This is a genomic window from Pedobacter sp. ASV1-7, assembly GCF_040203335.1.
In the GTDB taxonomy this organism is placed as follows: domain Bacteria; phylum Bacteroidota; class Bacteroidia; order Sphingobacteriales; family Sphingobacteriaceae; genus Pedobacter.
This window is the reverse complement of record NZ_JBEHBV010000005.1, coordinates 367,024-386,827: the sequence shown is the minus strand read 5'-3', so window position 1 is coordinate 386,827 and position 19,804 is coordinate 367,024. Positions and strand designations below refer to the sequence as shown.

General features: G+C 39.6%; 17 protein-coding genes. 8 read left to right on the top strand and 9 right to left on the bottom strand.

The annotated features are described in order from the left end of the window. Positions 1 to 53: 53 nt before the first annotated feature. From ABDJ41_RS14145 to ABDJ41_RS14120, 6 genes are all read right to left on the bottom strand, one after another. Positions 54 to 539 carry a MauE/DoxX family redox-associated membrane protein gene (locus ABDJ41_RS14145; RefSeq protein WP_349786703.1) on the bottom strand — a complete coding sequence of 162 codons (486 nt, stop codon included), beginning with the start codon at positions 537 to 539 and terminating at the stop codon, positions 54 to 56. 199 nt (positions 540 to 738) lie between these two features. Next, positions 739 to 1,398 carry a cyclic nucleotide-binding domain-containing protein gene (locus tag ABDJ41_RS14140; protein ID WP_349786702.1) on the bottom strand — a complete coding sequence of 220 codons (660 nt, stop codon included), beginning with the start codon at positions 1,396 to 1,398 and terminating at the stop codon, positions 739 to 741. Next, positions 1,325 to 1,792 carry a hypothetical protein gene (locus tag ABDJ41_RS14135; RefSeq protein WP_349786701.1) on the bottom strand — a complete coding sequence of 156 codons (468 nt, stop codon included), beginning with the start codon at positions 1,790 to 1,792 and terminating at the stop codon, positions 1,325 to 1,327. The genes ABDJ41_RS14140 and ABDJ41_RS14135 overlap by 74 nt, the downstream gene beginning before the upstream one ends. A gap of 247 nt (positions 1,793 to 2,039) precedes the next feature. Then, positions 2,040 to 2,993 (bottom strand): helix-turn-helix transcriptional regulator, encoded by a 954-nt coding sequence (locus tag ABDJ41_RS14130; RefSeq protein WP_349786700.1) that lies wholly within the window; start codon positions 2,991 to 2,993, stop codon positions 2,040 to 2,042. A 156-nt stretch (positions 2,994 to 3,149) separates the two neighbouring features. Continuing rightward, positions 3,150 to 4,100, bottom strand: coding sequence for a helix-turn-helix domain-containing protein (locus tag ABDJ41_RS14125; RefSeq protein WP_349786699.1), 951 nt, complete (start codon positions 4,098 to 4,100; stop codon positions 3,150 to 3,152). 31 nt (positions 4,101 to 4,131) lie between these two features. Further along, on the bottom strand, positions 4,132 to 4,329 hold the full coding sequence (locus tag ABDJ41_RS14120) for a hypothetical protein (protein ID WP_349786698.1): 198 nt from the start codon (positions 4,327 to 4,329) through the stop codon (positions 4,132 to 4,134). Positions 4,330 to 4,921: 592 nt separating this feature from the next. Between ABDJ41_RS14120 and ABDJ41_RS14115 the strand changes: the two genes are divergently transcribed. The 8 genes from ABDJ41_RS14115 to ABDJ41_RS14080 all read left to right on the top strand — a co-directional run bounded on the left by ABDJ41_RS14115 (position 4,922) and on the right by ABDJ41_RS14080 (position 14,799). Continuing rightward, positions 4,922 to 5,566 carry a DUF6266 family protein gene (locus ABDJ41_RS14115; protein ID WP_349786697.1) on the top strand — a complete coding sequence of 215 codons (645 nt, stop codon included), beginning with the start codon at positions 4,922 to 4,924 and terminating at the stop codon, positions 5,564 to 5,566. Continuing rightward, entirely contained in the window at positions 5,563 to 6,210 is a 648-nt protein-coding gene (locus ABDJ41_RS14110) for a hypothetical protein (protein WP_349786696.1), read from the top strand. The genes ABDJ41_RS14115 and ABDJ41_RS14110 overlap by 4 nt, the downstream gene beginning before the upstream one ends. Positions 6,211 to 6,416: 206 nt before the next feature. Further along, positions 6,417 to 7,064 (top strand): DUF6266 family protein, encoded by a 648-nt coding sequence (locus tag ABDJ41_RS14105; RefSeq protein WP_349786695.1) that lies wholly within the window; start codon positions 6,417 to 6,419, stop codon positions 7,062 to 7,064. Positions 7,065 to 7,323: 259 nt separating this feature from the next. Next, on the top strand, positions 7,324 to 7,689 hold the full coding sequence (locus ABDJ41_RS14100) for a hypothetical protein (RefSeq protein WP_349786694.1): 366 nt from the start codon (positions 7,324 to 7,326) through the stop codon (positions 7,687 to 7,689). Beyond that, on the top strand, positions 7,608 to 8,120 hold the full coding sequence (locus ABDJ41_RS14095; RefSeq protein WP_349786693.1) for a C40 family peptidase: 513 nt from the start codon (positions 7,608 to 7,610) through the stop codon (positions 8,118 to 8,120). The genes ABDJ41_RS14100 and ABDJ41_RS14095 overlap by 82 nt, the downstream gene beginning before the upstream one ends. A gap of 4 nt (positions 8,121 to 8,124) precedes the next feature. Beyond that, on the top strand, positions 8,125 to 8,496 hold the full coding sequence (locus ABDJ41_RS14090; RefSeq protein WP_349786692.1) for a hypothetical protein: 372 nt from the start codon (positions 8,125 to 8,127) through the stop codon (positions 8,494 to 8,496). Between the two features lie 145 nt (positions 8,497 to 8,641). Further along, the gene (locus tag ABDJ41_RS14085) at positions 8,642 to 13,897 is read left to right on the top strand and encodes a putative Ig domain-containing protein (protein WP_349786691.1); all 5,256 of its coding nucleotides are present in this window, start codon (positions 8,642 to 8,644) and stop codon (positions 13,895 to 13,897) included. Positions 13,898 to 13,911: 14 nt separating this feature from the next. Continuing rightward, positions 13,912 to 14,799 (top strand): PorP/SprF family type IX secretion system membrane protein, encoded by an 888-nt coding sequence (locus ABDJ41_RS14080; RefSeq protein WP_349786690.1) that lies wholly within the window; start codon positions 13,912 to 13,914, stop codon positions 14,797 to 14,799. Between the two features lie 143 nt (positions 14,800 to 14,942). On the opposite strand, the gene ABDJ41_RS14075 is transcribed toward ABDJ41_RS14080, so the two are convergent. The 3 genes from ABDJ41_RS14075 to ABDJ41_RS14065 are packed head-to-tail and all read right to left on the bottom strand — an operon-like array spanning position 14,943 to position 19,804. Then, positions 14,943 to 16,340 (bottom strand): alpha amylase family protein, encoded by a 1,398-nt coding sequence (locus ABDJ41_RS14075; protein ID WP_349786689.1) that lies wholly within the window; start codon positions 16,338 to 16,340, stop codon positions 14,943 to 14,945. 24 nt (positions 16,341 to 16,364) lie between these two features. Beyond that, positions 16,365 to 18,068, bottom strand: coding sequence for a DUF5018 domain-containing protein (locus ABDJ41_RS14070; RefSeq protein WP_349786688.1), 1,704 nt, complete (start codon positions 18,066 to 18,068; stop codon positions 16,365 to 16,367). 17 nt (positions 18,069 to 18,085) lie between these two features. Then, positions 18,086 to 19,804, bottom strand: a complete 1,719-nt coding sequence (locus tag ABDJ41_RS14065) for a RagB/SusD family nutrient uptake outer membrane protein (RefSeq protein WP_349786687.1) — start codon at positions 19,802 to 19,804, stop codon at positions 18,086 to 18,088.

Here is a 19,804-nt window from a genome sequence, read left to right as displayed (position 1 = left end):
GCTTTTCCTGATTCTTGTTTAAGAATATTTTATATACCTATTAAGGCTTGTTGTCATTCATCTATTGCTGGCTTATGCATTTTTAGTCTACTCTGAAGCACGATTCCCACCAGAGCCAGTGCCACAAATGCAATATTGAAGGCCAGATGCTGCCCCCATGTTGCACCCTCTAAGATCCCATTACATGAACAGGGGATGTATTCACTATAATTCATGATAACAAAAATGTAGGCGGTAAACATGACCATTAAGTTAAATGATGCAAATAGGCCAAGGAGCTTTGTTTTAGGGATGATGAGTAGGATGGATATGATAATTTCAATTGCCGGAATAAACCAGGCAACAAATCCCGCAAGGTTTGTGAGCAAGGGCGATTGCCCAAGTTGTATCCTAAACTTTTCAATGTCATATAACTTATCTGCTGCGGAATAAAGGAACAGCAAAAAGAGCATTCTGCTAATGACAAACACAATTACATCTTGGTTTATGCTTGCCCTTAATTTGGAAAAACTGAATCTGTTGTTAATTATATTGTCCATTACGCTATGTTTAATTTTTTCCATTGGTCTCATTGTCAATTAATCCAAAGATATATGAGGAAAAAAAAAGCGTATTAACCTGGGTTAAGTGATTCGCTTAACCCAGGTTAACTAAAGTTCTTAACTCGGGTTAAGTCAGTGTCGCTGAAGGGGCCGTAAGGGCTGTTTTTGAAGAAGTAATTATTTTAAAAAAAATGAATTATTTTGATATTCTTTTTAACAATCTACTATAGGAAGGGATTTTAATGGCCAGATGTCCGGCGATATCTTTTTTGGCTGTACGTTGCTCAACCTCTGGACGTCTATGTTTCAATTTCGAATAACGATGCTCAGGACTACGGGTTTTAAGCTTCCTTTTCCATAGTTTAAAATCCTGGATTTGCTCTTTAATAAGGTCATTTATACAAATGCCTATTTCTCTATATTTTGACTCAATTGCTGATAAACCTGCCTTGTCTAATATATAAACAACACTACCTGCACTAACCTCAATGCTAAATCTTGCAACACAGTTTTTTTTCATACTTCTTCCTTCAGCCAAAATGCAGGGACTTAACATCAGAAATGGATTGAGTTCTTGTTTATATGATTTACTGTAGTAGTAGAAACGGCAGTTGCCCTTTAATAAAAAGTAAATGCTTACAGCAACATTACCATCTTTAATTAAATCCCGTTTTCCTTCGCGATAATCTGGTCTCGTCAAATTGAAAATGTATTGATACATTTCTTCCTTCATTTTTGCCGTGGTGGCTGCAGGCAAACGAAGCGTTTCGTCTAATATTTGCTTAAAGAGCGATTTTATCATTGCTAACGCATGTTTTCCATGTGTCTTTCCATTCGCCACTCTTAACCAGCTCATCCCTTTTCTGAATGGTTTTACTAATTGCTTCTTTTTCATCTGCAGCCAGACATTGAAAAATTAATATGCCTCCATCTTCGCCGTACGCCGAATGAAAAAAGATATGGTAAGATTCCTTTAATGCTTCTTCGACCATGTCAATCGTACTGCAGATTAATATTTCCTTTGGTATAATAGAGATCTTATCAAGCAATATGCAATATGGGTCGGCAGTTTTTTCCGTATAATATTTAGGATTAAGATCCGACGATACAATCTCGACGTCAAACATTTTTGTTTTAAAGCGATTTAAAAAAGTCTCTGCTTTTTCAAGTGTGTCGAACATGCCGTATAACTCGTCCAACGACTGATTGCTTGCGGGTTTTACCAGGTAAACTTTACTTTGGGCTTTCATTTCCAAAACTGCTAATGGTGAGAAATCTGTTAATTGTAGATCGCGTTAGCCGCTTCGTTGCACCCTCATAAATCAGCTTCTCCCGGCTAAGCGCTTCCAGGAAAAACATTTTTATGAGTGGTGCTAGAAGCTTGCAAATCAAATCTCAACACATTTTCTTTCTTTTGGAATGGACAATCACGTCAATATGTAAATGTATTTTATACCTCAATTGAAACGATTGTCCATGTCATACCGTCTGAATTTTTTAGTGATTTCGCCTTACATCACTGGGCGCTAAATCAAAATGATTTTTAAATAGCCGGCTAAAATGCAATGGATCGGGATAGCCTATGTTGGCTGCTATGTCTTTAATAGCGATCTGGCTTGTTGTAATTTGCACCATAGCTTCATCCATTCTCAGCTTTATAACATATTGGCGCAAGGTCATTTTAATGGTTTTTTTGAGTAGCCGATCTAAAGTAGATATCGAGATGTTAAACATGCTTGCCATTGTAAGCTGGTTTTCGACTATTTTCTCGGTATAATGTTGGCGGATAAAAGAAATGATCTCTGCTATTTTTGTTTTATTTAAAGCATTGGTGGTATATCTCTCATTTATCAGAGCTTGCTCGTATTTAGCAAGGCAGTTTGTACTGATGCTCTCTATAGCGGTAAATTGTGTCAATGTACCTGAGTTGATGTACTTGAAATATTTTTTAAACAGATTGAAAATGCTTGTGGCGATCTTGCAATGAGGCAACAGAATGTAAGGGATATCCCCAGATTGATGGGCATCTGTCATCCCTTTAAATTGTGGAGTTTCTTTGCTTCTTTCTATAAAATAATCCGGATTAAAATTTAAAAGGATCATTTTATGTTTTGGGGACTTAAATTCCCAAGTGTAGTGCCCCGCATTAAGAAAACATAAAGTGCAACTGTTCCCTTTGGTTTCTGAAACCAAATCACCAAACTCATTATAAAGTGTAGATTCACCTTTTAGCATAATAAGCATTAAGAATGATGACTGCTCAATGATCATTTCAAAACTTGTTCTGTTAGGTAAATCAAGTTTAAAAAAGTCTAAACGTACAAGGTAATGATTGATCGACTGTAGGCAGATTCTGGAATTGGTTCCCAGAAGAAACTGTATTGTGGCCCCATTTAATGGAATGTTTGCAAAATGAGAATGCTGACCAGAATCACTAATTCTGATCAGCATTGTGGTAAGGTAAAAGGTAATATAAGAATGCATAGAACTGAGCGTTTAGATGAAAAGCAAAGTTCCATACTATATCGATCTTAAAAAATGCAGTTTAGGGACAAAATTTTAGATAATAATCCAATAATCGGTTACTATTTGACAAAAACCGAATTTTTAACCAGGATTTTTTGTGGCAGCTTCCTTAGCTGGATATCCATGATACTCATTAAATCTCCTGCTGAAATAGTCCTCAGTTTTAAATCCAACCTCTTTATATACCTCTTTTACCATTTTCCGCTCATTAACCAGAAGATCTCGAGCTTTCGCCATTCTTAGATCTGTAAGATATTTATATGCAGTTGTACCCAATACTTTCTTGAAATACTCGGTCAGGGTTTTCTTGGTGGTGTTAAATTTAGTTCCCAAAATCGTGAGGTTCTCAAATTCCGGATTGCCGTAATTTTCATTTATATAAGTTTTTATTTCAAGTACTACTTGCATATAATGAGGCTGAGAAGAATATTTGGATTTTCCTGCACAGAGGTCAATTTCTCCTGATTTTAACAGGCTTATCTTTAGTTTAATGTAATTTTCTATGCTGATCCGTAAAAATGAAGCACAATATTTATCTGCCAGTCCGGGGACATCGTAATTATTAAAAAAGGAAATAATCCTTTCACGTGGAGCTAATAAAAACATTTCAGACTTGTCATCATTTAGTTTTATTGCATTGCTCATCAATACGCTTTCCAGTTTTGCCCTTTCAACAGCTGGTTCTAATTCAAGGTAATCAATTTGCTTTAATTCATGAACTTCTACTCGACCTATGGCCATGTATTTATAGGCAACAGGCTGCTTATGAAAAAAGCTGGGCAGATCTGTAACGAAGGCTCCGGGACAGTAAATGTCCATAAGGGTTTGTCTGCCATCGGTATCCTGACTTACTTCTGCTATATAGCCGGACCGGAGGTGCCAGATTGATTTGGCAATTTGGCCAGGCTTTAAAAAAATAGAGTAGTTGTTCTTGACTTGCTTTTTTAGTTTATCTGCCAGATTAACTTCAAATTCCTTAGAAAAGGGGTCTGTGCTATTGAAATCACTCAATAGATCTTCATCTTGAATCATACGCTGAGATTTGTTAATTGTAAATAATAGATTAATTGTTTTTGTTTAATGCCTTAAGAACTTCGCTTTCTTCCAGGCCTTTATGTTCACTAAATTCTTTTATAGTGATTAAATGCCGTTTTTTCTTATTAAGCTCTTCGCGGATCGCTTTGAATATCCGCTGTGCTTGTCGCACACTGATTTCCAGAAGCCCGGCGGCTTCTTTAGGGTAAATACATAATCGTTGCATGTTAGGGTCTGATTAAAACCGCAACAAGTTAAGTGGCGCTTAGCGCACAGATCAGTTGATCTGTACGGAACCCAACTGGTAGTTGGTTTATGGTTTATATGTTGGTTAAGTATTATGATTATTTATTATGTAAATAATTTTGCAATGTAAAAATTATTGCCAAATAATGGAATATTTTATTTCTCAAATAAAAGAAAAATATTAATCAATTGCATAACTATTTAATATTTGGTAGTGGTTGTTTGTGTAACAAATTTATTATCACGACAATTACGACATAAACCGTCAAATCAGGACATCCTGCGACAAGCCGTTTTTTATTCACTCTACTTTTGGGTTATGGATCAGAAACATAACATAGCAAAAACTTTTTTTAACATCTTTTTGGATGAATGTCAGGCTTACAGGATGGCAGTATTCAGCTTAATAACAAAGTCGAATTTAAGAGGAACATTGTTCGTATCTCGTTCGGGTTTGTTCGATAAAATCCCAATTAAAAACGAATAGAAATACAAGCAACATATATGCTTATTAATGATGGGCTAATCGTTGCTTGACGGAACTAAAAAAAATCAATTAAATCATATCAATTATGGCAAGATTAAGTAGTGGAATATTTGGACCTATCCACGGTAAATTAGGGTCTGTAGTGGGGGCAGTATGGAAACAAACAGCGTATTTGAGAACTATGCCAACTGAAAGAAAACCTGGATTAAAGGCAACACCTGCTCAAATAGCGAGTAGGGAAAAGTTCAAGTTTGTAAATGAATGGCTTGTGCCTTTCCATGCGTATGTCACTGTAGGATTTAGGAATTACGCTAAAGATAAAACAGAGATCAATACCGCATTTTCTAAGAATTACCGCCAGGCAACCGTTGGGGTATATCCTGATTTAAGTATCGATTATGAAAAAGTGGTTTTAGCAAAGGGCAATTTGCCATGCTTATATGGTGTACAGGTTGAATTGGCTCAGCCAGATCTGCTAAAACTGACCTGGAAGCAAAATCATAACGATGACTCTTCCACTGATGATCAGGTGATGTTGATCGTTTACAATAGAGAACTTAAAATTGTTGATGGCTTTATTGGTGGATGTAACCGGGCCAATCTGCACTGTAGCCTGGAGTTAAATCCTAAACTGATCGGTAAATCATTGGATGTATATGTAAGTGTTGTTTCATTAAATGGTAAAAGAGTAGCAAACAGTGAATATTTAGGAAAGGTAAATCCTTTATGAATGCTGACCTGACAAAATTGAGGACTTTGGTTCTAAAGGATCTGGATCCGAAATATTATCATATGAATGCACAGCAGGTGGAAGACTGGTTAAGGGAACTGCCAAAAATTGAGTCGAATATATTGGCAATATTACAGGAGGAAGTACTTGGGGATATGGATAATAGTCTGGTTGAACGCCATCTGAAACAAATAAATTACGACTGTGTGTTTTTATTGAATGCTTTGTATAAATATGGTAATATGCCGGATGTACCGGAACCTCTTTATTTTTTAACCGAAAGCTGCCTTCAGAATACACTGACACATATTGAGGGAAGATATGGCAGTTTTTTTCTAAGGAAGGAGGGCGACTACCATCAAGTCGGGGAAGATTACCGGATCCGGGTATTATTGTCGGCCGGGGGCCTGGCATATTTTTTCAAGTTGCTTTTTAAAGCCGGTGCTTTAGACTCAGGACCGGTTAGCCGGATGATGGTATCGCTTTCTAAAAATTTTACAACTTCTGGTATTGGTAACGGATCCTTATCCAGTTATAGCTTAATGACAAAATACAAGCAGGTGGTACAAAGTACAGCTAAATCTATAAGGGCATTACTCGTAAAAATGTTAAGGATTCTGGACGAGGAGTTTACAATTGTATAATTTTTAATTAAAATTTTATGCTGTCAGAATCGGTCTGGAACCCGATTTTAAGGGAAAAACCCTGAGGGTACCGTACCCCCCGGGACTGCCACAGCTTTCTTTTATTCTTTCTATTTGTGTCATCATTTGCAATGGACAGGGTAGTGACGTCCGCCCTTGCTGGTAAATGAAGTAAACAGATTTTTTAATCCTTAAAATTTAAAATTATGGGAATTGTTAGAAATGGAATTCTTGGTGGATTTCGCAAAAAAGTTGGTAATGTTTCCGGTGCTTTCTTTAGAGATCTGAATGTTATCAAGACCTTGCCTCGTCCAAGTGGTAAGGCGCCAACACAGTTGCAGATTAATCAGCGTATAAAGTTCGGATTGGTGACTAGCTTCTTAAGTTTATTGAGTGATCTGATTGATACGGGATTTCAACCAGATGCAAAATCTGCTTCACCAATGAATCAGGCGGTTTCTTATCACCTTAAAGAAGCCGTTATTGGTGTCGCACCAGATTTTTCAATTGATTATACTAAGCTTAAGTTCAGTCGTGGAAAGTTGAATATTCCTTATTTATACGATGTGGAACCGGTAGCCGGAGCTGAACTGAAATTTACCTGGAGCGAGGATGGTATAGATAGCAAGCATAAGGATGGGACAGATATGATCAACGTGGTTGCTTATGAGCCATTAACTAATCGCTTTGTAATGCTACCCGCGGCGGAAGAAAGATCTGCACTGGAGTTTAGTCTGCAGCTTCCTCCTGATTTGGTAGGGGCAGAGGTTTATTGCTACTTCAGTTTTTCTTCTGTTAAGAAAAAGAAGCTTCATTCTAAAAGCGTCTATGTAAAGAAGGTGGTAGTGGTGTAATTGGTTAAAAATAATGGTGATCTCCTCTCAGGCTGGGACACAGCTACGCAATGCCCCTATGCCTGCTCGGAGACACCATTATTTTTTCCCGTAATGAACTACTTGGAGTGGTTTCATTTAATGTTTCAGGCTGGGACACAGCTGAGCAATGCCCCTATGTCTGTTCGGAGACACCATTTTTTTCGTGATAAACTACCTGGGGTGGTTTCATTAAGGAGGTTCCTGGCCTTATTATTAGTTAATTTCTAAAATTGTAAAAATGGATGTATTAAAAGTTTCAGCCTTAAATGCTAAGGCAAATTATAAAGTTTATTTGTTGCTGCTGATCTTGTTCTCGCTATGGTTATTTGCACAGCGCCTGATTATGCATGCTGATCCTACTATAGGGTTTATTGATCCGAATATCTGGCTATTGTTGTTGCTGAGTATGATTGCTTTTTTACTGGTTGTAGCATTGTGTTGGTGGATTTTGCAAAGATTTTGGTTGGGCTTAGGTTTCCCGGCTTTGGGTTATATGGTTTCACAGTTTAAACAATTGTTATTATGGCAACAGTTAGGATTTTATTGGGCTTCGTTTGCATTGCTTTTATGGGCAGCAGTTGGGGTGCTGAGCGCAATATTATAGCGCTGCATAAGGTTGTTGAAGTAGCACAAAAGGAAATTGGTGTTCAGGAAATTGCTGAAAATAGTGGTCTGCGTGTTGATCAGTACAATGCTTATGTTGGACTAAAAAAAGTGCCTTGGTGTGCTTCCTTTGTCTCCTGGTGCTTTGGACAAGTTGGATATTCACAACCTCGGACGGCCTGGAGTCCTTCACTTTTTCCCAGCAGAAGGATTGTGAGGGAGCCTGTTCGGGGAATGGTACTAGGTATTTATTTTCCGGAACTGAAAAGAATAGCACATTGCGGGCTTGTTGAACAAGTTAAAAACGATCTCATATACACCATTGAGGGGAATACTAATATCAATGGAAGTAGGGAAGGGACTGGTGTGTTTCGTCGCTTAAGACATAAACGCAGTATTCATCGCTTTGCAGATTGGACACAGGAAAAATAATATCATGAAAAAAGAATTATTCATTGTCACTTTATTGTTTTATAGTTGTTCCTTGTTTAGAAAAACTAGCAAGACAAAAGATATCGTAACGCAAAGCTCAAAAAACCAGCTGGATTTTAGTCAGCTGGTTTTAAAATCTTCAGGCAAAGAAACACGGGTTTTTACTTATTGGAATGACAGTGGTTTTTATCAATATCAACACATCAAGGAACAGCTTGATCAGGCTAAGTCAGATCAATTAAAAACAATAACACAACATGCAGCCGGACAAACTATTGCTACTAAAAACACTACATCTTTACAAACATGGGGGATAGTTGGCATGTTTATGCTTACCTTAGTTTTTGGTTTTCTTTATAGAAGATGCCGGTCTTGAGTATCTCATTTAAATGTAACATTCTTAATACATTTAAATCGCCTTAATGTGATTATCTTTAGCAAGTAAAAAAAATACAGATATCTAACACATTGTTAGCTATCTGATTACTTTAAGATCATCTAAATTAACTATCCCTATTTTTATGAAAAAAGCTCTGCTCTTTTTTTTCTTAGTATTCTCGTTATTTTCCGTTAATGGCCAGATTACTGAAACGTTCGAAAGTGCCACTAAAGATGCACAAAGTTTTACAGCTGGAGGAGCAACCTTCAATCTGAGCTCACCATATACCTATTTTGTATATGGTAACCAGCCTGGTCTTGGTTACAACGGTTCTGATAGGTTTATCCATGTTCTGGATCCTCAACCTACAAGTAATCCTCCTGTAAATCCATATGGGCAGACAGGCACTCTTAAAATTGCAAGTGGTAGTTTTAAACTAAATAGCTTCTGGCTATTTTTATCTGGAGATCCTGGAACACGTCCCAATGTTACAAGGGACGGACTACCGGGAAGCGCAACCATCAAAGGGAAACTGGCAGGTATTACACAATTCACTATTGCGAAACCCGTAACCGGGGCCAATATAGGTTATGGGTTTCCAGGTAATGGTTTTGAGTTTATCGATCTTGCTACCGCAGGGGGGACAAATAATACCAATGTGAATATTGATGAACTCGAAATTACGTTGAGCGATCACCTGGATTATTTTGCGATTGATGATTTTAGAATAACAACAAGTACTTCCGGGGTTGCACTATCCACATCTCCAACCCTCACATTCACAAATGGTACGGGGCTGAATACAAAAGCAACTGATGGGGCAGGGGGTTCAACCGCGATCTCCGACCTGAATCTGGAAATATTTGGAGGCAACAAGACCACCGGTGCTATACTTTCCGCACCAATGGAATGGCATAATGCCAGCTGGTTTAGTTCTATAAATGGTTTTACAGGCGTAACACCAATGTCTGCTTCTGTCCAAGACGATGGATTTGATGCTTTAATCATCAAAAGCTCTGCTCAGGCTAATAATTTTGCATTAAAATCTTTTGGTATTATCGACTGGGGGGGTGAAAGCCCGGTAATGATAGCCGCATACGACGGTGGCACATTACTCGGAAGCGTTGAACTCACCTTACCGAACGACGGTACAGGAATAGTTGTTAACCAAGTCTCAGCCTTAACAGGAATATTCAACAATGTTGATGAAGTCAGGATCTATTCAAAATCAGGGAATCCGATTTGGGTTGGTGTAAACAACATCAATGTTGGGCCAGCAGTGGTGGATCTTACTCCACCCACTGTTACTTCCATGGAAAGGGCACATCCCAACCCGACCAGTCTGACTGACCTTGTATTTAGCATTTTTTTCTCGGAGAATGTTAACGGAGTTGATATCAATGATTTTGATCTTGTCAAAGGTCCGGGAGTTTCTGCAACGTTACAAAGCATTAGTGCACCTCTTCCAAACGGCCAGTATAATATATCAGTAAGCAATGTTTCTGGATCGGGTACACTGGGTCTAAATCTTAAAGCTAGTGGTACCGGTATTGCTGATCTTGTCGGAAACCCTATAAGTAGTGGTTTTACCGGTCCGGTTTATACCATTGATCAGACGGCGCCTGCAGCTCCGGTTGTTATTACACCTGTCAATGGTTCGGTGATAAACTCACTAAGGCCAGCGATCAGCGGTACAGCCGAGGCGAATGCCAGGATTAACATTGTTATTGACGGCAGTACATTGATCCATGTCGCTACAGCTGATGCTTCGGGTAACTGGAGTTATGTGCCTACGACTAACCTTTCTCAGGGCTCACATACGGTTAGTGCCCGGGCAGTCGACCTGGCAGGGAACTCAAGTTCTCTGAGCAATACCAATACTTTTACAGTATCGCTGGCACCAACAATAGTTGTTAACCCCGGAAATGTAACTGCTGTTACGGTTGGAGTGCCTTATTCCCAGACTTTTACTGCAAGTGGTGGTGTTGCTCCACACACATTTAGTTTATCAAACGGGACGTTGCCTCAGGGATTGACGCTGAATTCTACTACAGGTGCTTTAACTGGTACACCCACTGCTGCCGGAGGGTTTAATTTTACGATAAAGGCTACGGATGGTTCATCTGCTCCCGGACCTTATTCGGGTACCCAGAATTATTCTGGAGTTGTTGCACAACCGGTTATAGTAGTTGCTCCGACAACAATATCTAATGCAACGGTTGCTACTGCTTACAGCCAGACGATTACTGCAAGTGGTGGTATAACTCCTTATACTTATAGTGTAACTGGTGGATCCTTACCTGCCGGGCTAACAATAAATAATACTACAGGCATCATATCCGGTACGCCTACAGCTGGTGGAACATTTAATTTTACAGTTACAGCCAGAAGCTATTCAACAGGTATCGGAGCTCCACATACCAGTTCAAGAGCATACGAACTTGTTGTGAATGCACCCACCCTCACTTTAAATCCGGCTTCTATGCCCTCTGCAACTGCATATGTGTCTTACAGTCAGATCTTAACTGCAAGTGGTGGTACGGCTCCTTATACTTATGCTATCACTCTGGGCAGCTTACCTGATGGTTTAACCTTGAGTACTGGCGGAGTGTTAAGTGGTACACCAACTGCCAGCGGTACCTTTAATTTTACTGTAACCGGAACAGATTCTTCAACAGGTACTGGCCCCTATTCAAAATCACAAGAATATACCTTAAATATTATTTCACCGATTGTAATCAATCCTGCAAGTTTACCGGATATGATTTATGGGGTTTCCTATAACGAATCGCTGACATCATCAGGAGGAGTGGCTCCTTATAGCTATAGCCTGGCAAGTGGCGGATTACCTAATGGAATTACATTTAGTCCGGAAGGTGTGCTGTCTGGTACACCACGCTCAAGTGGCAGTTTTCCATTAATCGTACGGTCTACCGATGCAAATGGTGTAAATATTTCCAGAACATATAATTTCATGATACAGCCAGCCGTAATGGCGATTATTCCATCAACTTTGCTAAATCCGGTATTGGCTGTACCTTATAGTCGAACCTTAACTTCTTCAGGTGGTATTGCCCCTTATAGCTATTCTGTGACCTCGGGATCCCTTCCTAATGGTTTGTTGTTAAGCAGTGCCGGAGTCTTAAGCGGAACTCCAACATCAGCCGGAACCTTTACTTTTATAGTAAAGAGTGCGGACAATGGTTCGGCTAGTACTTCACAGAGCTATACATTAACTATTGCTACACCAACATTGACCATTTCACCTGCTTCTTTGCCAGGTGTTACTGTGGGCGATTCATATAGTCAGACGCTGACTACAACCGGAGCTACTGCTCCTTACACATATGTTCGCACTACCGGAACATTACCTTTAGGGTTATCTTTAAGTACCGGAGGTGTAATCAGTGGTATACCCACAACAAAAGGAACATATTCATTTACTGTTCGCAGCACTGATTCATCTGTAGGTTCTGGTCCGTATAGTACAACAAAGGATTACAGTATTGTGGTTCAGGGTAAAACACAGACTCTTACTATGGCCTCAACTAAGACTGTAAACTATGGTGATGCAGATTTTGATCCGATGGCAAGCAGTAATAGTCCGTTGACAATCACTTATACCACCAGTAATCCGGCGATTGCTACTATTGTTAACGGAAAAGTGCATATTGTGGGGGCAGGACTGGTAACTATTTTTGCCAATCAAGCTGGTAATGGTACTTATGAGGATGCTGTACAGAAACAACAAGCCCTTACTATTAATAAAGCACAACTGACTTATGTTGCCAATGCAGCTTCCAGAATATACGGGGCGGCTAATCCTGCATTTAGCGGAACGGTAACGGGTTTTAAATATACTGATAACCTTGCAGGATCAACAACAGGGACGGCTTCGTTTACTACAACAGCTACTACCGCAAGTCCTGTGGGAAGCTATGCTATAAATGGTTCAGGTTTAACTGCAGCCAATTATACATTTGTACAAGCAGCAACAAATGCGACCAGATTGAGCATTACACCTAAAGAGCTGACCATCACAGCTGATAATCAGGAGAAGTTTGCTGGTGCTGCTATTCCTCCATTTACTGCCAGCTATAGTGGTTTTGCTAATGGCGAAACACAGACTGTTGTCACCACAAAGCCAGTTCTTTCTACTACTGCCACTGCAGCTAGCCCTGTGGGGACTTATGACATTAATGCAAGTGGAGCTGTAGCAGCAAACTATACTTTCAAATATGTAAAAGGAGTGCTCACCATAAAACCTGGTGCCCCAACAGACATCAGTCTGGCAGCAGTTACATTATATGAAAATCGACCATCAGGGACCAATGCGGGAACACTGAGTAGCGTTTCACCTGATCCTTCTGCTACTTTTACTTTTACCTTAGTTTCGGGTGCGGGTGACACTGATAACAGTTTGTTCAGCATCAGTGCAAATAAGTTGAATACTGCTGCAAGTCTTAATTTTGAACAAAAGGCTAATTACAGTGTACGCATACGTAGTACTACGCAATATGGATTAACTTTTGACAAAACCTTGAATGTAACGATCGCCGATGTGAATGAAATACCAACGCTGGATGCAATAAGCAATCTGCCGATCTGTTATACCACAAACCAACAAACTGTTCCTTTAACAGGGATCAGTGCAGGCCCGGAAAGTGGACAGACGGTGGTCGTTTCGGTTACAAGCACAAATAGTGCTTTGTTTGAAAGTCTGAACGTAAGCAACAGCGGAACCACAGGCTCTGTTAATTACCGTGTTAAAACAGGTGCTGCAGGAACGGCTACCGTAACTGTTACAGTGAAAGACAATGGGGGAACAGCAAATGGTGGCGTAGATACCTACAGCCAGACTTTTGTGGTTACTGTAAATCCATTGCCTATACTGGCTATTAATAGCGATAAAGGCACTACTGTAAGTAGAGGTGAAGTATTATTGCTAACGGCAACAGGTGCAAGTAATTATGTGTGGACGGGTAATAACGGAATAGTTAACGGAGCAAATTCAGCGGTGCTGCAAATCAGACCAACAGTAACAACTACCTATACCCTTACCGGTACCAACTCCAGCGGTTGTAGTGAAACGCAAACATTTACGGTAACAGTTCTGGATGACCTTGCTAAAATTAAAGCAACCAATATCCTGACACCAAATAATGACGGATATAATGATAAATGGGTCATAGATAATATTGACGTTTATCCTAATAATGATGTAAAAGTATTTGATAAAGCAGGAAGGATAGTTTATACCAAAAAGGGCTATGACAATAGCTGGGATGGTCAGATGAATGGTACTGCGCTAAACGAGGGTACTTATTATTATGTGATTGATTTTGGTCAGGGAAAAAGAAAAATAAGAGGATACATTACAGTAATCCGCAATAATTAAAACAACAGAACAATATGAAATTTCTATATAAATTTTTGATGTTAACGATAAGCTGCGGATGGGTTGCATCAACAGCAAAAGCACAACTCAACCCTTTAGCTGCCCAATATTATAGCAACCGTTACCTGATCAACCCGGCTTTTGCAGGTGCAAAGCAAGGACTTAAAATTAATGGTGCTTACCGCAAACTCTGGGACAATGTTGACGGTGCCCCGGTAACCCAGAGTCTGACCGGCGATTACGGCTTCAACAAGGTCGGTCTTGGTTTAAATGTAAACAATGAAAGTTCTGGTCTGGAACGCAAGACCCGCGTAGTTGGTAGTTATGCCTACCATTTGCCTTTAAGTGGTGACGGACAGCAGTTACATTTTGGAGTTTCAGTTGGTTTTATGAGCCAGCGACTGGAAAATCCCGACATTTATGGTGATATAAATGATCCGCAGGTAGGGTTGTATAATGATCGTAAGACCTATCTGGATGGGGACTTCGGGCTTGCCTATACCTCAAACAGTCTGACTGTGGAAGCTTCTATTCCTAATTTAAAAAGCTTTTTCAAAAAGGATGTGATCAAATTGGCCGATGTGGCAACTTTTTATACTGCGGCAAGTTATCAGATACAGCTGAGCGAAGGTCAGGATGGGGTAGATCTGGAACCTAAGGTGGCTTATCGTGGTGTTAAGGGTTTTGACAACATCTGGGATGCAGGAGCACAAGCCTGGATAGCAAACAAACAGGTATTTTTAATGGGAATGTACCATAGTACCGAAAGTGCCACTTTTGGCCTGGGTATGGATTATAAAAGGAAATATCTTATCAGCGGTATGTATACCACTCAAACCTCTGCTTTGTCTGGTTATACAAACGGTAGTTTTGAACTGAACTTAAGATTGAGCCTGTTTTAAAATTTCTAAAATTAGTTCCGTTATCTTCCATTCTGAAGATAGTTGTTTATCAAAAAAATAAAGGTGCCTCTGAGCAGACATAGGAACATTGCGTAGCTGTGTTCCCGACTGCGAAGAGTGCACCTCTATTTTTTTACAGATTACTACTTCCCTTTTATTCCCTTTTCAATCGCATTCCAAAGAGGAATCTTTAGATTGTTGTAATGCGGCACAGTAATATGCACCACATCAAACAACATAAGCCCACCACTGGAACGGTTCAAAATGTACTTTATAGAGTTTGATATTTCTGCTTCATTATCATATGGCACATTCCCTACATCTAAACTCGAATAAATAGGCATTTTGTTTTTTGTAACATAATCAACCCCATTGATAGATCCCTCAACACTCCACCAGTGGTAAAATAGATTCATAGTTGCTGGGTTATCGGATAACATCAGCTGCTTGAAATAATTACCTGTCATCAACAGGTCCAGCTGTTCCGCATATCCTGTTTCTTTATATCCCGGATAAGCCCATGAGAAGGTCAGGTCATCATCATAAAAAGGATCATAATCTTCACTGGCCCAGTTCACACCCACTTTATAATAAGTATTATACCAGGCACCTGTATAGGCACCCAGTTTAAGATCAGGTTTAACACTTTTAACAGCAGCCCTGGCTTTGACGAAAAAGTTCTTCAAAACAGAAGAGCGGAAATACAACCATTTCTGATAATATTTTCCAGTAACATTTGGCTCTATTACCCCATTTGTAGATTTCCATGAGCTCACAATATCTTTAGGAAACTGCATGTATTTCGCATCGTTGTCGTTAAACTTATCCTTTAGGAATTGAATAAACAGTTCTTTACTCAGGTCTGAGAAATCGGCATTGATATCCTTGTACCTGCAATAATCCAGGACAATTCCATCTATATCAAATTTCGAAGCAATTTCTTTAATCACATTTAATGCCCTGTCCTGAACTACTGCAGCGGCAGGGTTCATAAACGCATTGGCCCCAAAATCAGTTGAAGTAACCCTGTTGCCATTTACATCACATAAAATAGCTTCATACTTCTTAAATTCCGGATCATCGTAAATCACGCCTCTTTTCTTTGATCCATTTCCCCAGACAAAAGTATTGATGGCTAAAAAGATGTTTAGTTTTCTGGCCTTTGCTTCCGAGATCATAAACTCAACGTAATTTTCAGGAAGATTATAACCATCAAGGGAGGTCAGCATACCAGCATAAGCACTATTGTATAAAGTATAGCCGGTATTGTGCTTAATGTCGACCACCAGTCCGGTAACACCCACGATTTTTAAGCTGTCCAGGATGACTTTGATGTCATCCTTATCCCTGAATCTACCTCTGTTTTGAAATATATTCGACTGTGCATCTACCCAGACCAGCACTTCTCTTTTCGGTTCTATTCTCGGGGTTTCCTCTTTCCCATTATCAACAATAGCCTGTTTTTCTTTTTTGCAGCCTGATGAAAAACCAACAATTATAGGCAGTGCAAACAGTAATGCTAATTTTATAATTCTTTTCATTTGTTTATATTTTAATTGTTGTAGCTATTCAGCTGAATAAACGGTAAACTCATGAGCCAATACACCATGGCCAGATAACAGCATATAGATTTGCATCCTATCTCCATTATTTGAATATCCTATGGCCACATCGCCTGCCCCACCTGTTGTTTGTGTTCCTATAAATGCTTCTGAATTGTATACATTCAACAGCGAATAAGAGGGATCAGTAGAAGGGGTAGGGATCCTTGCAGGATTTGTAATGTCAAATAAGGAAAGATGTGCCCTGTTCAGGTTACTGCTGCCCATATATTTCATCAGTGCAGCATAGGTAGCATTGTTAAAGTGCGCTACAGATAATGCATTTCTGAAATTAATACTCGCAGCATTGGCCAATGAGAAACTATTGATATTGGCATTAGTGCTGCCATTAAGATAGGCAAAGTCCCACTGACTGGCCATCAGATAATTTGTGTTGGCATCTGCTGTTAAAGGTTGTACCTCAGCTACGAAACCAAAATGAGTACCTACTAATCCTGTCATAAATATGATTTCAGGTATGGCATTCTGTAACGTTCCGTTTTTAACCACCCATTTATAGAAGGCCAGCGTCTGACCAATCGGAACAAAAATAACGGCATCAGTTGCTAAATCACCGGATACATTTATCCTTCTTCCTATACCTCTGTCTAACGTGGTTAAGGTTGCTAAAGCTGGATTCGAATTGGTAAAGTTAACCAGCAGTTCAGGATTGGTATCAAAAGCATTTTTGTATTTATAAATCCTGAAGTTTGTACCGTAGGCTGCTCTGTTAATCGCTAATAAAGCTCCTTTATCGTCCGCTACCAATTGGTTAGTCTGACTTAAAGCTCCTGATGCAGCATTAAACGGCATATACATATTCTGTATAAATTGTCCCGTAAAGCGGTTGTACACTCTATACTTAGAAGTCCCGGCAGTTCCCAGCGTTGTGATGATCAGATGGTCGCCACTAACGGCCAGACAAGTTTCATTAACTGCGCTAAAGCCACCCAGGTCTGCAGCTAGCTTTGTCCATAATCGTCTGTGGATACCAAAGCCATAATCCAGTTTTGTAGGCTCAGCAGCAATAAGTTTATAGGTTTTTGAAACATCACCCTGTGCACTTACCTTCAATGAAAAAGGATTGGATAGGTCTACTACTGCACCATTTGCGATGGAAGCTGATGAATGCTGGTTGATGCTAAAATTGATTTTTGATTGAGATACATCTGTGCCCGGTAAAATGAAGAACCTCAGCTCATCATCCACTGCAATCGCATCTAATTCCTGTAATGCCCCGTCACCATCGGTGTACGACATTTTTACATTACTGATGGATACATCACCAACCCGTTTTGCAACCACTACATAGGTTTTACTTTCTCCCGAACCTGAAGTAACGGTAAGCTTTACCGGAGCCGTTAAATCCATTGGGAAACCTAATTGCGGACTAACAACAGCGTCGGCAGATAGCGATGCCCTTAAAATTATCTTTCTTAAATCGGTTTCATAATCTGTATCTACAGGATAGAAATAAGGGATGTCAAAATATATAGTGTCATTGCTGAACCGGGGTTCAAACATCCTTTTTGCACCTGAGGCTTCAGTATTTGCAAATATATCAGTCAGGTCGCCGGTGCTGTTTCGTATAACAGGATCTGCTTTTTTGCAGGAGCCCCATATTGCAGTTGTCAGAACAAGCAGCGATATATAAATAAACTTCTTCATAATCTTAAATAAAATAATTACCAACCTTGAATTTGAGTTAACATTCCATTACGTTGAACTTCGGTGTCCAGTATTGGCAAATAATATAAAGAAGGGTAAAACTCCCTGTCTTTATCATCAACACTTACAGATTCATAATTCAGACTGTTTCCTATTGTGCTGATTTTATGCCCTCTGAACCTGGTGTCGTTAAGCGTCTGGTGTGCTTTTCTCCATCTTCTCAGATCCCAGAAGCGATGTCCTTCAAATGCCAGTTCTACAATTCTTTCATGTTCTATGGCTTTCATCAAATCGGCTTTGCTATTGGCGGGGGTATTGGGTAAGCTTCTGATGCCACGCAATTGGTTTAAGGCAGTTCTGGAACCAGATACATCGTTTAACATCGCTTTAGCCTCTGCCAGAATCAGGATTATCTCTGCATATCTGATTTCGTGCCAGCTTTGTGTGCTTTTACTGGTAAGAATTGTAGTGTTATTTGGATCAAGCATCTTTTTAGCATAGTATCCGGTAACTGTTTTTCTGGGTTCAGACATACTTCCATAAGCCACAAAACCATCTAATGTTCCCGTTACTGTCGTGTTAAGTGTTCTCCCTTTCCATACCGCCCCATTGTATAAGATCGAAGCATAAAAACGTTTCTCTCTGTTTGCATAAGGATCGTTAGACATAGATGGTGTGTTCCAGTTGAACTTATTGCCATCAGCCATTTCAAACTCATCCACCAGATTGGCAGTTGGTACGCCATAAACCATAGTCTGACCAGGGACATCACCCGGTGGGACAAATCCGAAATCATACTGGTGCGTTACCAATTGCGTCACAAAATCCAACCTGAATATTGATTCCGTAGAATTCTTATTCTGGAATATATTGGCGAAATCAGCTGATAAAGCATAATATCCTTCATTTGCTAAATCGACAACCCCCTGGGCTGCATTCTTCGCATTGGTGTAATAAGCCTGCGCTTTATCTGCCGGCACACCTGTTAAAGGATCTGCATTAAATTGTTTTTTATCAAACTCTGCGGTAGAAGCAGCATACAACCAGGTTCTTGCCAGCATACTTAGTGCGGCACCTTTAGTTGCTTTACCTTCAAATTTACCACCCTCAATGGTTTTCCAGGTTTTAGGTAAATAAGCAGCCGCATACTCCAGATCACTCGCAATAAAATTCCAGCAATCATTCTCTGATGAACGGGCAATGTCCTTTTTGGTATGATCGTTCAGGTCTTTCATGATAATTACACTCCCATGAAGTTTTACAAGCATGAAATAGATGTATGCCCTGATAAATCTGGCTTCGGCTTCATAACCTAATTTTTTGCCATTATCTATTTGCGCATAGGTATGTATCCCATCTAAGAACTCATTGATTCTCCTGATCCTGGTATAAGCATTTGCCCAATAATTTAATCCCGGACTGGCCGAATTTATCCTGGATGCATCTGTAGCCAGAATGTTTACTGTACCATTTCCAGAGGCACTGGAAGTATATTTTAACAGATCGGTTAATCCGTCTGTAGCATTGTCATAACCTATAGGGAAGGTTCCAAACTGAAAACGTCTGAATTCCTGATACATGTCATTGATGTATAGTTCAATACTGCCCGGATCGTTCCAGATTACTTCTTCAGTATATCTGTCTGTAGGCGTTACATCGATTTTACACGACTGCAGAGTGAAACAGCAGATGATCAGTAAGATGCTTTCCTTTATATATTTTTTTAATAAACTCAT